Here is a 14227-nt window from a genome sequence, read left to right on the forward strand (position 1 = left end):
GCGCAATTCGGCGACGGTTGCACCAGAGGGATGCTGCATTGCACTGGGCGTGGGAGCGAAGCCGCCGAAAGAGCGTTGGGTCGCCAACGCAATTGCGGGGACATGAATGAATCGCCAAGCCGTCATGACCGACATCGACAGGATGTTCGGGTGGATACCGTCATGGTTTATCGGTCTCGGCCTGGTCGCCGGGGCGATGCTGATCGCGCTCTCGTTCTATCGACTCGCGGCCTGGCTGCTCAATCGCACCTTCGGAACCCGGCTTCCGCTGCTGAGCGTGTTCATCGAGCGCACGGCGGGGCCGGCCCAGCTCGCGCTGTGTCTTGCCGCCGTCGCGCTGGTGCTGCCGCTCGCGCCGCTGGACGATGCGTTCCGCAACCCGCTGACGCGCCTGTTCGTGGTTGCCTTCATCGCGCTGATTGGCTGGATCTCGATCCGCATCGTCGACATGAGCGCGGCGCGCTATTTGCAGAATTTTCGCGACGTCAGCGAAAACTTCGTTGCGCGCAAGCACGTGACCCAGGTGCGCGTGTTCAAGCGCGTGACCGACATCATCATCGTCATCATCACGGTGTCGACGGCGCTGATGACGTTCGATTCGGTCAGGCAATATGGCGTCAGCCTGTTCGCCTCCGCCGGCGCGGCCGGTATCATCGTCGGCTTGGCGGCGCGGCCGCTGCTCAGCAATCTGATCGCGGGCCTGCAGATCGCCATCACCCAGCCGATCCGCATCGAGGATGCCGTGATCATCGAGAACGAGTGGGGCTGGGTCGAGGACATCGCCGCGACCTATGTCGTGATCCGGCTGTGGGACTGGCGCCGCATGGTGGTGCCGCTGTCCTATTTCATCGAAAAGCCGTTCCAGAACTGGACGCGCGACACGGCCTCCCTGATCGGCGTCATCGCGCTCCATGTCGACTACCGCGCCGACGTGCCGCGCATCCGGCGCTGGCTGGAGGGAGCCGTGAAGGAATCCAAGCTATGGGACGGTGCGGTGGTCAATCTCCAGGTGATCGATGCGGACCAGCGCACCATCGAGTTGCGCGCGCTGGTCAGCGCGCGGAACGCGCCGCAATCCTGGGACCTGCGCTGCGAGGTCAGGGAGAAGCTGATCGCCTTCATCCGCGACGAGATGCCGGAGGCACTGCCGCGCGAGCGCGCCATCTTGATCCCGCAGGGTGGGGGCGATGATGCCGAGTTGCTCCGGCGTCCGGCCGCGCCGGAGAAGATGCGGGCGGGCGCGCACAACTGAGAGGAGAGCCTCGCTGAGTGCGGATGTCGGCAGCCTTCAGCTTTCCGGACGTTGCCGCTGGTTTTTGTTGACGAGACCTGTTCTTTTGTACGATAGTACAAATAGCATGGCACGCAAGCCCACCAGCAAGGAAACGGCCCGCAAGCCGAACATGCGCGAGGCGATTCTCGCCGCGGCCGAGGAGCTGTTCGCCACCAACGGCTTCAACGCCGTCTCGGTGCGCGACATCGCGCACGCGGCCGGCGCCAATCCCGGCAGCGTCACCTATCATTTCAAGACCAAGGACGGCCTGCTGCTGGAGATCTACCGGCGCCATTGCGGACCGATGAACTTGCGCCGCTCGGAGCTGCTCGCCGCCGCCAGGCGCGTGCGCGATCTGCAGGACCGGCTGGAAGCCATCGTTCGGGCCTATGTGGTGCCGGCCTTCACCTCGGGCAGTGATCTTGCCGGTGGCGGCGCTCGTTTCACGCGGCTGCGCGCGGTGATGTCGGCCGAGGGCAACGACGTGGCGCGAAAGATCATTGCTCAGACGTTCGACGACACCAGCCACGCCTTCATCGACGCGATCCACGAGAGCCTGCCGCACATTCCGCGCACCGACATCGTCTGGCGCAGCCACTTCCTGCTCGGCGCGCTTTACTACTCGCTCGTGACGCCCGAACGTGTCTCGCGCCTGTCGCGCGGCGAGGCCGACGGCAGCGATGCCGCCAATGCCATCGAGCAGATGGTGCAGGCGACCGTGGCCGCGTTCCAGGCGCCAGCGCTGGATCAGGCCGTGCCGGCGCGGCGGCCGACTGTCGCAAGCAACAAGACTTGAAAGAAACGTCTCGCTCGGCGGTTCAAGTGATGACGATGACGTACACGCCCACCATTCCACCGCCCGATCCCAACACGCGCACGCCAAAGTTCAGGCTGCCAAAACTGTCCTGCGACGCGCATTGCCACATCTTCGGCCCCGGCGCGAAATATCCTTACGCGCCCGACCGATCCTACACGCCTCCGGATGCGCCGCTCGAGGACTTCAAGGCGTTGCACGCCAAGCTCGGCGTCGAGCGCGCGGTCATCGTCAATGCCAGCGTGCACGGCACCGACAACACGGTGGCGCTCGACGCCATCGCGCAGAGCAACGGCGCCTACCGCGCGGTCGCCAATATCGACGACAGCATCACCGAGCGGGGCTTGCGCGTGCTGCACGAAGGCGGCTTCCGCGGCTGCCGTTTCAATTTCGTCCGCCATCTCGGCGGCGTGCCCGACAAGCGCGTTTTCGACCGCATCGTCGCGATGGTGACGCCGCTCGGCTGGCACATCGATCTGCATTTCGATGCGATCGATCTGCCTGACTATGCCGACATGCTGACCAGGCTGCCGCTGAGCTACACGATCGACCATATGGGGCGGGTCAAGGCCGCCGAAGGGCTCGACCAGCTCCCGTTCAAAATCCTGATCGAGCTGCTGTGGCGCGATGAAAAATGCTGGGTCAAGACCTGCGGCTCGGAGCGTGTGTCCTCGGCCGGTCCGCCCTTCACCGATGCCGTGCCGTTCGCGCGAAAGATCGTCGAGACCGCACCGGACCGCGTCATCTGGGGCACCGACTGGCCGCATCCCAACGTCAAGGTGATGCCGAATGACGGCGATCTTGTCGACCTGATCCCGCTGTTCGCGCCGGAGCCGAAGCTCCAGCAAAAGATCCTGGTCGATAATCCCGCGCGCCTGTTTGGATTCGACGGATGACCACGGTGGCGATCGACAGGGCGTCTACTTCAGAAGAGGGGGTTCTCCCATGAAAACCGGTCTCGTGATCACCGCCCATCCCGGCGATTTCGTCTGGCGTGCCGGCGGCGCTATCGCGCTGCATGCGAAGAAGGGCTATCGCATGAAGATCGTCTGCATGTCCTTTGGCGAGCGCGGCGAGAGCCAGTTCGCCTGGAAGGAGAAGGGCGCGACGCTGCAATCGGTCAAGGCCGGCCGCAAGGACGAGGCGGAGCGGGCGGCAAAGCTGCTCGGTGCCGAGATCGAATTTTTCGATTGCGGCGACTATCCGCTCAAGCTGACCGAGGCGCATTTCGACCGCATGGTCGACATCTACCGCGAACTCAATCCGAGCTTCGTGCTGACGCACGCGCTGGAAGACCCCTACAATTTCGACCATCCAAACGCGGCGCATTTCGCCCAGGAGACGCGCGTGGTTGCGCAGGCGATGGGCCATGAGCCCGGCGCGCAGTACAAATATTCCGCGCCACCGGTGTTCCTGTTCGAGCCGCACCAGCCCGAGCAGTGCAATTACAAGCCGGACCTGCTGCTCAAGATCGACGAGGTCTGGAAGGAGAAATACGAGGCGTTTCAGATCCTCGCCGCGCAAAAGCATCTCTGGGGTTATTACGAGCGCGTCGCGCTCAACCGCGGCATCCAGGGCAGCCGCAATACGGGCGTGCCCATGACCTATGGCGAAGCCTATCAGCGCCTGTTTCCGACGGTTGCGGAGGAGCTGGCATGAAGCCGGTCCTCGTTCGAAACATCGTCTGATCGGGGGGCGCGCCGATGGATCGTCTCAAGCTGAGGGCCGTGCTCGGCAATCACCCTCACGTCAAGGCGGTGAAGAGCGGCGAGCTTCGCGCCGATCTGTTCGAACTCGACTTCATCGAGTACACGCCGACCAACACGGCGTTCAAACCGATGGTGCGCGAGCAGGCGTTCGACGTCTGCGAGATGGCGATCGTCACCTATCTGATGGCGAAGGCGCACGGCAAGCCGCTGGTGCTGTTGCCGGCGACCATGCTCGGCCGCTTCCAGCATGCCTATGCGCTGTACAACCCCGCGCGCGGGACGCTTGGACCTGATGATCTCGAAGGCAAGCGCGTTGGCATCCGCTCGTTCACCACGACGACCGGGGCCTGGATCCGGGGCATCCTCGCCAACGATTACGGTGTCAATCTCGACAAGATCAAATGGGTGACGTTCGAGGATCCGCACGTCGCCGAATATGTCGACACCACCGAGCGGGCGCCGACAGACAAGAAGGTCCTGCAGATGCTGCTGGATGGCGAGGTCGACGCCGTCCTTGGCGAGACCACTGACAATCCCGAGCTGAAGTCGCTCTTCCCCGATCCCGCGACGGAAGCCGCCAAATGGTATGCGCGCCGCGGCGTCGTGCCGGTCAATCATCTCGTGGTCGTGACCGAAGGCCTCGCGAAAACGCGCCCCGAAATCGTCGCTGCTGTCTATGATCTGCTCAAGCGGAATAAGGAGCAGATGGGGCCGGCGGCGACACCCGATCTGTTGCCGTTCGGCATTGAAGCGAACAGAAAACCATTGGAGCTGATCGTCGACTACGCATTCCAGCAGGCGCTGATTCCGCGCCGCTATGCGATCGAGGAGCTTTTTGACGCGACGACACGAGGACTGAACTGATGGCAGATCCGAAGCGGTGGCAGATCGGGCTGGTGGGCTATGGCGAGGTCGGCCGGATCCTGGCCGAGGATCTGCGCCAGCAGGACATCAAGGTCGCGGCTTACGACATCAAGCTCGGAGGCGGGCAGGGCGCTGCGATGGAGCAACATGCTGCGAGGTTCGGCGTGATGCTCGCAGCGTCTCATGCCGAACTGACCGCAAAATCCGACTTCATCATCTCGGCCGTTACCGCCAGCCAGGCCGTGCCGGTGGCAAAAGCCTGCGCTGATGCGATCATCAGGGGCACCTGGTTTCTCGATTTCAATTCAGCCTCGCCGGGCGCCAAGCAGCGTGCAGCAGCGCTGATCGATGGCGCTGCCGGACGTTATGTCGAGGGCGCCGTGATGACCTCGGTGCCGCCGTATCGCATCAAGGTGCCACTGCTGCTTGGTGGCCCCGGCGCGAGGGAGCTGGAGCCGCTGCTGAACGCGATCGGCTTCGCGGCCAAGGTCGCCAGCGACAGGCTCGGCGTGTCCTCGGCCGTGAAGATGTGCCGCAGCATCATGATCAAGGGCCTGGAGGCCATGGTGATCGAAAGTTTTACGACCGCACGCGCTTATGGCGTCGAGGATGCGGTGCTGGCTTCACTCGCGGAGACGTTTCCCGGCATCAACTGGGAGAAGCAGGGCGCCTATTTCTTCCAGCGGGTGATCGAGCACGGCCGTCGACGCGCCGAAGAGGTGCGTGAGGTCGCCGAGACGGTGCGTGAGGCCGGCCTGACGCCCTGGTCGGCGGAGGGCACCGCCGAGCGTCAGGCCTGGGTCGCAGATCTCGCGGATGAGGGGGTGTTCGGGCCGAAGGGTACGCAGGAATTCGCTCGCAGCGCGGATTGGCGTACCGAGGCGGATCGTATTCTCGCAAAGATCAAGCGTTAGGGCCGAGCAAGCGCTCAGCTCGCGGCTTCGCTGGCGTGGTGCAGGCCCGAGATTTCATCGCGGGCGAGTTCGATCGAGTCAATCAGGCGATCGGCTTCGCGGATGACGTCCTTGGTACGCTCGCTTTTGAATTCGGTCAGGATCATGCGAATGCACTTGTCGGCGGTATCGAGCGTGCGCAGCGCGCGGGCCATATCGTCCGGCGAGCGGATCGTGGCGGTGTCGAGCCCCGACAGCACCTCGCCGATGCCGCTCAATCGCTTGATGGCGGTCTCGGCGGGCGTCCTGGCCCGGATGGATTGATAATCAAGGCTGCTGAATGCGCCGAACGTATCCATAACTTCCCCGGAGAACGCAGATGGTCAGTGCGCGTGCCCAATTATGGTTAGGGCCACCTTTCTAGCAACGCGTGGAGCTACGGTCCGGGATTCTACTGGACTCCATCTTGGGGGCGATTGGCGATGAATCCGGCCGGAAAGCGGTGGGGATCAGGGACGTTTCCCGGCAATCCTGCCGTCGCGCGCGACGAGCATACCTGCCTTGTAGACAGCGCGGCCTTGCGGCACGGCGACCACGGCCTCCGGAACATGCTCGGCGTTCAACGCCACGAAATCGGCCTGGGCGCCGACATGCAGGCCGTAGCCTTCAAGTCGCAGCGCCCTGGCCCCTGACAAGGTAACGACGTCAAAGGCGACACGTAACTCCTCATCGGTGTTGAAGCCCGAGCGATAGCCGAGCGTCGTCGCCCGGCGCAGCATGTCGCCGTCGCCATAGGGCCACCAGGAATCCCTGATATTGTCGTTGCCGCTGAACACGGTGACGCCGGCGCTGCGCAGGATAAGGATCGGCGGGAAGGCGCGGGCGCCCGGGGCGTTGGTCATGATCGCGACGCCGGAGCGGGCGAGGATGTCGGCGACGCTCTTGAGCTGGTCCAGGGTGATATCGCCGAGCCCGTAAGCGTGGCTGATGGCGACGTGGCCCTCCATGCCGAGCGCGCGCGTGCGCGCGGCGATCTGCTCGATCTCGAAGCCGCCGAGCGTGCCCATGTCGTGCAGGTGGATGTCGACGTCGACACCGTGCTTTTCGGCGACGCCGAACACGACGTCCAGGTGCTTCTCGACGTCACGATCAAAGCTGGCGGGATCGAGCCCGCCGACGAGGTTCGCACCGAGGCCGATGGCCTCATCGAGCAATTGCGGCGTGCCTGGGCTGGTCAGGATGCCGCTCTGGGGAAAGGCGACGAGCTGGATGTCGATCAAGCTCTTGTATTCCTCGCGCACGCGCAGGATCGTCTCGAGCGATTTCAGGCCGACGGAGCCATCGACCATGACGTGGCTGCGCATCTGCGTGGAGCCGTTGCCGATGCAGAGATCGAGCTGGTTGCGCGCCCGCACGTCCATCGGCGCCGCCTCGGCCATGTTCTCGGCCTGGAAGGCCACGCGTTCGTGCACGTTGAAGCCATTGGTGCACGGCTTGTGCGGACGCCAGGCGTCGCCGTAGAAGCTGGTGTCGAGATGGATGTGGCCTTCGACGAAGCCGGGAACGACAAGGGCATTGCCGAGATCAATAGTCTTGGCGCCGCCAGCGGGCGCGTCGGCCGGCAGAAGCGCAGCGATCAGGCCATCCTTGACCGCGATGTGATGCCGCGCCCCGCCATCGAAGCGCGCGTTCAGGAAGATCTTGTCGAAGGCCATCCGGTTGCTCCGTCGGGTCGATGTGTCGCGCCTGGTTCAGTTTCGCGGGCGAAGCAGCCTGGCCGGCGACCGCTCAAACGTCTGCCGCCCGCTTTTGAATCCCATCAGGATATCCGGCAGCTCCGCAATGGCGAAGCGGCTGTCGTTGGTATCGAGCACGACGAGATCGGCAGGCTTGCCGATCGCGATCCCGTAATCCCCGAGATTCATCAGCCGCGCCGGCAGCTCGGTGACGAGATCGAGGCAGGTGTCGAAATCGCCGACGGCGGCGTGGGCGACATTGGCGTAGAAGTTCGCCATTCGCAGCAGCGAGGCATCGCCGAACGGCGTGAACGGATTGAGCACATTGTTGGTCGCGATCGAGCAGACGATGCCCTCGCCCGCGAGCTTGTGCGCCAGCGTCAGCCCGCGCGGCGCGTTGTGGGTGGCCTCGCGCCCCATCAGATAAAGGTCGGTCGACGGCAGCACGGTAACGGCGACGCCGGCCTTGGCCAATTGCGCGGTGGCGGCCTTCAGCCGCTCCGGCGGTAGGGCCGAAAGCTTTGTGGCGTGCCCAATTGCGACGCGGCCTCCGTAATTGCGTTCATCGGTCTGCCTGACGACTTCGTCGAGATGCGACCAGGAGGGATCGAGATCGAAATCGAGATGGAGGTCAACATCGAGATTGAACTCCTGGGCGAGGTCGAAGATGCGTGCCAGATGCGCATTCGGGTCGGTGTCGGTATAGGGGCAGCCGCCGATTGCATCGGCACCGTCACGCAGGGCCTGAACCAGCAGCTCGTCGGCGCCGGGATCGTTGGTCAGCCCTTCCTGCGGGAACACGCAAAGCTCAAGATCAATCGCCCAGCCGTAGTCGCGCTTGAGCGCCTTGATCGCCTCGAAGCTGCGCAGGCCAATACGCGGGTCGATCTCGACATGGGTGCGCATGTGCGTGGTGCCGTGCACGATGGCGCGTTCGAGCACTTTGGCACCGCGCGCATGGACGTCGTCGGTGCTGAAATCCCGCTTCATCGCCGAGACGGCACGGATGGCATCGCCGAGCGTGCCGTGGATGTGCCCGCAGCGTTCGAGCAGGCAGGCCTTGTCGAGATGGATGTGGGTGTCGACGAATCCGGGCACCGCCAGCCGTCCTCCGAGATCGACCTCGACGGCCTCGCAGGCGAGTTTTTGTTCGATCGCAGCGATGCGTCCGCCCTTCACGCCGATATCGACGGGTGTCGGGGACGATCGTAGCAGGGCATTGCGGTAGATCAGGTCGAAAGCGGTCTGTGCGGTCATGGCGAAGATCTGGCTGATAGATCGGCGAGTCCTACGATCGTGCCAATGTAGCGGAGACGAAGGGCCTGCCGCCATATCGAAAGCCGCGATAGCTGGTAGACCCAGGCCGGTCTGGTGGCTGGCGGGCGGCTGGGCTATCACCGCCTCGATTGCGCCCGGCATGGCGGCGCGACCTTTTCAGGAGCTTTCGATGCGTCTACCCGCCGTTCTCTTGGCCGTCACCTGTCTTGCCGGCGCAGCGTCTGCCGAAGATCTCTCCGGTACGCTCCAGAAGGTCAAGGAGACCAGGAAAATTGCGCTGGGCTATCAGGAAGCCTCGGTGCCCTTCAGCTATCTCGACGGCAACCAGAAGCCGGTCGGCTTTGCCATGGATATCTGCCTCAGAATCGTGGACGCCGTGAAGAAGCAACTCGGCATGCCCGACATTGCCGTCGACTATGTCGCGGTGACCTCGTCGAACCGCATCCCGCTGATGGTCAACGGCACGCTCGACCTGCACTGCTCGGCGACCACCAACAATGCCGACCGCCAGAAGCAGGTCGCCTTCACCAACACGCACTTCCTCAGCGCGACGCGCTTTGCCGCCAAGAAGGCCGCGAAGATCAACACCATCGACGACCTCAAGGGCAAGGCGGTCACGGCTGTGGCGGGCTCGGTCAATTTGAACCAGCTCGCCAAGGTCAACACCGAGCGCGATCTCGGCATCAAGATCATGCCGGCCGTGGATCAGGCCGAGGCCTTCCTGCTGCTCGAGACCGACCGCGCGCAGGCCTACGCGCTCGACGACATTCAGCTCGCGGTCGCCATTGCGCGCTCGAAGGAGCCGGCGCAGTTCATGATCAGCGACGAGACCTTCTCCAAGCCAGAGCCCTACGGGATCATGCTGCGTCGGGACGACGCGCCGTTCAAGGCGTTGGCCGATCGCGCGACCGCCGAGCTCTACGCAAGCCCGGAGATCGAGGTGCTCTACAGGAAGTGGCTGGAATCGCCGACCCCGCCGAACGGCATCAATTACAACGTTCCGATGTCGCCGGCCTTGCGCGCCGCCTTCAAGAACCCGAGCTCGAGCGCCGATCCGGACGTGTATGCGGTGAAGTGAGGCGAGGGCGGCTTCCACCTCTCAGCGCTGGGAGAGACCCGTGCCAAAACGCTACATCCGAAAGGGGTGGGCGAGGTCCGAAGGATATCGGTGGGGACGAACTTGCGATAACCTTCGCGACGCACAGCGCATCGGGGCAGCGGCGCTTCCAGAGGCGAAATAGTCATGCGCGAAAGTGAGTCGTTTCTGGTCCGCCACGCGGACTTGATTTTCGCGTTGAAGACGTTTGCCGCCTCGATGCTGGCGCTTGTCATTGCGCTCGCCATGGACCTGCCGCGGCCCTATTGGGCGATGGCGACGGTCTACATCACCTCGCAGCCGCTGGCCGGCGCCACCAGCTCGAAGGCGTTCTTCCGCGTGATGGGCACGCTGGTCGGCGCCACCATGACGGTGGTGCTGGTGCCAAATCTGGTCAATGCGCCGGAACTGCTATGCCTCGCGATCGCGCTCTGGGTCGGATTCTGTCTCTATCTGTCGCTGCTCGACGGCACGCCGCGCAGCTATCTGTTCATGCTGGCGGGATACACGGTGGCCCTGATCGGTTTTCCCTCGGTGTCCCAACCAGGTGCGATCTTCGACACCGCGGTGGCGCGGCTGGAGGAGATCTCGCTCGGGATCATCTGTGCCAGCCTGGTCTCGACCATCGTGTTCCCCCGCAGCGTCGCGCCGGCCGTGGCTCATCGCGTGGACACCTGGCTTTCCGATGCACGCCGCCTCAGCCAGGTCGTTCTGCTGCGGGAGGCGACCGACGAAACGCGCCGCGACAAGCGCCTCAAGCTCGCGACCGACATCGTCGAGATCGACACGCTCTCAACTCATCTTGCCTATGATCGCCTGACCGACCGCAATGCCGTGACCGGCCTCGGCGAAATCCGGCTGCGGATGTTGACCTTGCTGCCCGTGATCGCCTCGATCGAGGACCGTCTGGCTGCATTGGGCGAGGAGGCCCTGCAGCGGCAGCCCGAGCTGAAGCGCCTGCTGGACGAGCTTGCGCAATGGATTGGAAGCGACGTCAGCGCGCGGCAGCCGGCCGACCGTGTCCGCGGCGCGATAGCGGAGCAGCAGGCGGGGCTGAACGACAGCGCGTCCTGGGAACGGATCATCACCACCAGCCTGCTGGCACGGTTGCGCGATCTGGTTGACCTCTCGCGCGACTGCCGTGCGCTGACCGAGGCGATTGCCGAGAACCGCAACGTCTCCACGCTCGATCTGGCGTTTCGATCCGAGGCTGGCGCTGCGCCGGTGCGTCACCGCGATCGCGGCCTGGCACTGTGGTCGGCAGCGGGCGCGACCGTGGCGATCCTGATCTCCTGCGCGTTCTGGATCGGCACGGGCTGGCCGGACGGCGCCTCGGCGCCGATGATGGCGGCCGTGGCCTGCTCGTTCTTCGCCGCGCAGGATGAGCCCGCGCGATTCATCCGCAGTTTCGGCCTGTGGTCGCTGGTCGGCATCGTCGTGGTCGCGATCTATCTGTTCGCGATCATTCCCGCGATCTCCCATATCGAGGTCCTGATCGTTGCGCTGGCGCCGACTTTCCTGCTCTATGGCTTGCTGATCAGCCGGCCCGCCACGGCGGGCACCGGCATGGCGCTCGCCGCCAACACCGCGACGCTGCTCGCGCTGCAATCGACCTACGCGGCCGACTTCGCGTCCTTTGCCAATTCCGCTGTCGCGTTCTTCGTCGGCGTCATCATGGCGGAGGTCGTGACGCGGATCGCGCGGGGGGTGGGCGCCGAGTGGATCGCCAACCGCCTGGTGCTGTCGAGCTGGATCACGATCGCGATCGCTGCCGAACGGCGCGGCAAACGCGACCGCGCGGAGTTCGCCGGGCTCATGCTGCACCGTCTCGGGTTGTTGGTGCAGCGCATCGCCTTCCTGTCCGAGAGCGACCGGCGCGACGCCGATAGCCTCGTGCAGCTCCGCATCGGCATCAACATCATCGATCTGCGCCGGGCGCGCTACGGGCTCGCGGCGTCGACCATATCAGTCATCGACGACATGCTCGACCAGCTCGCCGTCGCCTGCCGCAACTACGCGGGCGAGGGCATGCCGCGCGAGCTTCTGGCCAGCGTCGACCGAGCGCTGGGCCAGGCGGTGAAGGATCCCAATGACACCGCGCGGGAAGACGCGCTGATCGGCCTCGTCGGTATCAGGCGCGGCCTATTCCCGGACGCGCCGGCCTATCGGCCGCGCGCAGATGCAAGTGTGGCGGCATGAGATATGTGATCGACATCTACGGTGTGCTCGTGCCGGCGCTCTTGCTCTGGATCATCGTCGCCTATGTGCTGAGCGCGCTCCTGCGCCGGATCATGCAGCGCTTCGACCTCTATCGCCTGGTCTGGCACCGCGCGCTGTTCGATTTCGCAGTCTTCGTCTGCCTGCTCGGCGGCGTCGTCTATCTCTCGGAGTATCTCTCATGAAAGGAAATTTTGCCTGGCTCGGCCGGCTTGCGGTGACCATCATCGCTGTTATCGCCGCGATCGGTGTCGGCCGCGAGCTTTGGGGCTACTACATGGAATCGCCCTGGACCCGCGACGGCCGCGTGCGGGCCGACGTGGTACAGGTCGCGCCCGATGTCTCCGGCTTCGTCACCGAAGTGCTGGTCAAGGACAACCAGAAGGTCCATCGCGGCGACGTGCTGTTCAGGATCGATCGTGAGCGCTTTGCGCTGGCGCTGCGGCAGGCCGATGCGGCTGTCGCCGGTCATCAGGCCACGCTCGACCAGGCCAATGCCGATCTGAAGCGCTATACCGCGCTGACGACGGACGCGGTGTCGCAGCAGAAGCAGGAGCAGGTACTCGCGACCCAGCTTCAGGCCAAGGCCGCCTTCGATGCCGCGGTCGCCGATCGCGCGGTCGCCCAGCTCAATTTCGATCGTAGCGAGGTCCGGGCGTCCGTGAATGGCGTGATCACCAACATGGATCTGCGGCCCGGCGCTTACGTCTCCGCGGGCAGGGGCGTGATGGCGCTGGTCGACAGCGACACGCTGCATGTCGAGGGTTATTTCGAAGAGACGAAGCTTGCGCGCATCCGCGTCGGCGACAAGGTTCAGGTTCGTCTGATGGGCGAGAAGGCGACCCTTACCGGCCGTGTCGAGAGCATTGCTGCCGGCATCGAGGACCGCGACCGTGCCGAGGGTGCGAATCTGCTTGCCAACGTCAATCCGACATTCAGCTGGGTGCGTCTCGCCCAGCGTGTGCCCGTGCGCATCGCGCTGGATCCCGTGCCCGAGGCAATCTCGCTGGTCGCGGGGCGCTCGGCGACGGTGGAGGTGTTGAATTGAAGGCGCGTTGCACGCTTTTCTGGATCACGCCCTAAGCTATTTCCAGATAGTCCGGCCCGGGCAGCTCAGGGAATATTGCCGTCGGCAGTGTCTGATACCAGAACGCGACCGAGGCGATGTCGTCCTGCAGCGGGAGATATTTCGATTCCCTGACGCCGGGCAGCCAGCCGAGCGCCTGGATGGTCACGCGCAGGTCGCTCTGAAAGCGGATCGGATCGGGGATGTGCCAGCGGTACAGGCCGAACCGTTGCTGCGATTTGTAGACGCCGTCGGGCCGGATCACCTGCGGCAGGCCGGCATAGGGCGTTGTGAACTCCACATAGCGGGATTGCCCCTGGCCGGCATGCGCGACATGGGGATCGAAATTATAGGCGCCGCAGAAATAGTCCTCCGTGCCGGTGCCGCAGATGGTCGGGAATTCGCCGTCGCCGTCGATGAAGAACTTGATCTCGCCTTCGCCCCACCAACCGTTGTTGTTGACGCCCCAGGCCATGTAGGTGCCGACATAATGGCCGCGGCCATTGATGCCGTCGAGAATGGTGTAGACCTCCTTGAAAGGAAGCGGATTGGTGCGGCGGAATTGCGCATGGAAATAGGCGCAGTCTTCCGGCACCTCGGTCAGGGTGTAGTTGATCTGGTAGTAGACGGTCAGCGCCTCTTCGCTGCGGTTCTCCAGCGTGAAGCGGGCGCGCTTGCGGAACGGCATTTCCCAATAGCAATTGAAGGCGCGTCCCGGATTGACGCAGACCGCGAGCGACGACACCTGCGCAAATTCCTCCCAGCCACAGGCGAAGAAATCGCCGGCCGGGCATTCCACGCTCGGCTGCGCCTGGTCGTCCCAGTAGATGCGCAGGATGGAATGGCGAAGCCGTCCGCGCGCCAGCGTCATCCAGATCTGCTGGATCGCGCCCTGGCCCTCGATGTTCGCGAGCGTGAACGTCGCGCCGGGCTCGATCACGACATAGGGAGACACCTTCCAGCCCCGGCCGAGGTCGCGGGCCTGACGCGCTGCCGGGCCATCGACGGAGATGCCGCCCTTGCCCTTTTCACCGGTGAAATTCTCGGGGCTGATCGACCGCGTCTGCGCGTCCGACAGGCGCGACAAATTGCCGAGATGCAGGCCCAATCCGGAAAACGCCATGATGTCCTCGATCAGGAGTTAGCGATATCAGGGATATATCGCTGCCGAATCTACCAAAAGATGAAGATGACGGCGTAGCGAAAGCACGGTCGCTCCCTGTTGCCGACGACGAGAGGAAGAGGGCGTTCCCGCCATCTCCGATGGACGCGATTGCATGC

The 14227-nt window shown here is 64.3% G+C and carries 14 protein-coding genes; 10 read left to right on the forward strand and 4 right to left on the reverse strand.

Annotation, left to right across the window (positions count from 1 at the left end):
* The first annotated feature begins 106 nt into the window (after nt 1-106).
* The 6 genes from XH98_RS33595 (at nt 107) to XH98_RS33620 (ending at nt 5574) form a co-directional block, all read left to right on the forward strand.
* Complete coding sequence (locus XH98_RS33595) at nt 107-1252, forward strand: mechanosensitive ion channel family protein (RefSeq protein WP_271603196.1); 1146 nt, start codon at nt 107-109, stop codon at nt 1250-1252.
* A 106-nt stretch (nt 1253-1358) separates the two neighbouring features.
* Nucleotides 1359-2069 carry a TetR/AcrR family transcriptional regulator gene (locus XH98_RS33600; protein WP_271621127.1) on the forward strand — a complete coding sequence of 237 codons (711 nt, stop codon included), beginning with the start codon at nt 1359-1361 and terminating at the stop codon, nt 2067-2069.
* Between the two features lie 29 nt (nt 2070-2098).
* On the forward strand, nt 2099-2983 hold the full coding sequence (locus XH98_RS33605; RefSeq protein ID WP_271621128.1) for an amidohydrolase family protein: 885 nt from the start codon (nt 2099-2101) through the stop codon (nt 2981-2983).
* 49 nt (nt 2984-3032) lie between these two features.
* On the forward strand, nt 3033-3746 hold the full coding sequence (locus XH98_RS33610) for a PIG-L deacetylase family protein (protein ID WP_271621129.1): 714 nt from the start codon (nt 3033-3035) through the stop codon (nt 3744-3746).
* A gap of 44 nt (nt 3747-3790) precedes the next feature.
* Nucleotides 3791-4660 (forward strand): ABC transporter substrate-binding protein, encoded by an 870-nt coding sequence (locus XH98_RS33615; RefSeq protein ID WP_271621130.1) that lies wholly within the window; start codon nt 3791-3793, stop codon nt 4658-4660.
* A complete protein-coding gene (locus XH98_RS33620) occupies nt 4657-5574 on the forward strand; it encodes a DUF1932 domain-containing protein (RefSeq protein WP_271621231.1) in 918 nt (305 codons plus the stop codon). Before XH98_RS33615 ends, XH98_RS33620 begins: the two co-directional genes overlap by 4 nt.
* 14 nt (nt 5575-5588) lie before the next feature.
* Here XH98_RS33620 and XH98_RS33625 read toward each other — a convergent pair whose 3' ends face one another.
* The 3 genes from XH98_RS33625 to XH98_RS33635 form a co-directional block, all read right to left on the reverse strand.
* Nucleotides 5589-5912, reverse strand: coding sequence for a hypothetical protein (locus tag XH98_RS33625; protein ID WP_271621131.1), 324 nt, complete (start codon nt 5910-5912; stop codon nt 5589-5591).
* 150 nt (nt 5913-6062) lie between these two features.
* Nucleotides 6063-7268: an amidohydrolase family protein gene (locus XH98_RS33630; RefSeq protein WP_271621132.1), complete on the reverse strand. Its 1206-nt coding sequence runs from the start codon at nt 7266-7268 to the stop codon at nt 6063-6065.
* 36 nt (nt 7269-7304) lie between these two features.
* Complete coding sequence (locus tag XH98_RS33635) at nt 7305-8546, reverse strand: amidohydrolase family protein (protein ID WP_271621133.1); 1242 nt, start codon at nt 8544-8546, stop codon at nt 7305-7307.
* Nucleotides 8547-8736: 190 nt separating this feature from the next.
* Here XH98_RS33635 and XH98_RS33640 point away from each other — a divergent pair, with 190 nt between their 5' ends.
* The 4 genes from XH98_RS33640 to XH98_RS33655 all read left to right on the forward strand — a co-directional run bounded on the left by XH98_RS33640 (nt 8737) and on the right by XH98_RS33655 (nt 12928).
* Nucleotides 8737-9645 carry an amino acid ABC transporter substrate-binding protein gene (locus XH98_RS33640; protein WP_271603189.1) on the forward strand — a complete coding sequence of 303 codons (909 nt, stop codon included), beginning with the start codon at nt 8737-8739 and terminating at the stop codon, nt 9643-9645.
* Between the two features lie 165 nt (nt 9646-9810).
* A complete protein-coding gene (locus tag XH98_RS33645) occupies nt 9811-11862 on the forward strand; it encodes an FUSC family protein (protein WP_271621134.1) in 2052 nt (683 codons plus the stop codon).
* Entirely contained in the window at nt 11859-12065 is a 207-nt protein-coding gene (locus XH98_RS33650) for a DUF1656 domain-containing protein (protein WP_271603187.1), read from the forward strand. The genes XH98_RS33645 and XH98_RS33650 overlap by 4 nt, the downstream gene beginning before the upstream one ends.
* Nucleotides 12062-12928, forward strand: a complete 867-nt coding sequence (locus tag XH98_RS33655; RefSeq protein ID WP_271621135.1) for an efflux RND transporter periplasmic adaptor subunit — start codon at nt 12062-12064, stop codon at nt 12926-12928. The genes XH98_RS33650 and XH98_RS33655 overlap by 4 nt, the downstream gene beginning before the upstream one ends.
* A 31-nt stretch (nt 12929-12959) precedes the next feature.
* Here the strand turns inward: XH98_RS33655 and XH98_RS33660 are convergent, their stop codons facing one another.
* Complete coding sequence (locus tag XH98_RS33660) at nt 12960-14069, reverse strand: glycoside hydrolase family 172 protein (RefSeq protein ID WP_271603185.1); 1110 nt, start codon at nt 14067-14069, stop codon at nt 12960-12962.
* Nucleotides 14070-14227 lie beyond the last annotated feature (158 nt).

Origin of the sequence: Bradyrhizobium sp. CCBAU 51745, assembly GCF_028128715.1 — a bacterium.
Taxonomy (GTDB): Bacteria; Pseudomonadota; Alphaproteobacteria; order Rhizobiales; family Xanthobacteraceae; genus Bradyrhizobium; species Bradyrhizobium manausense.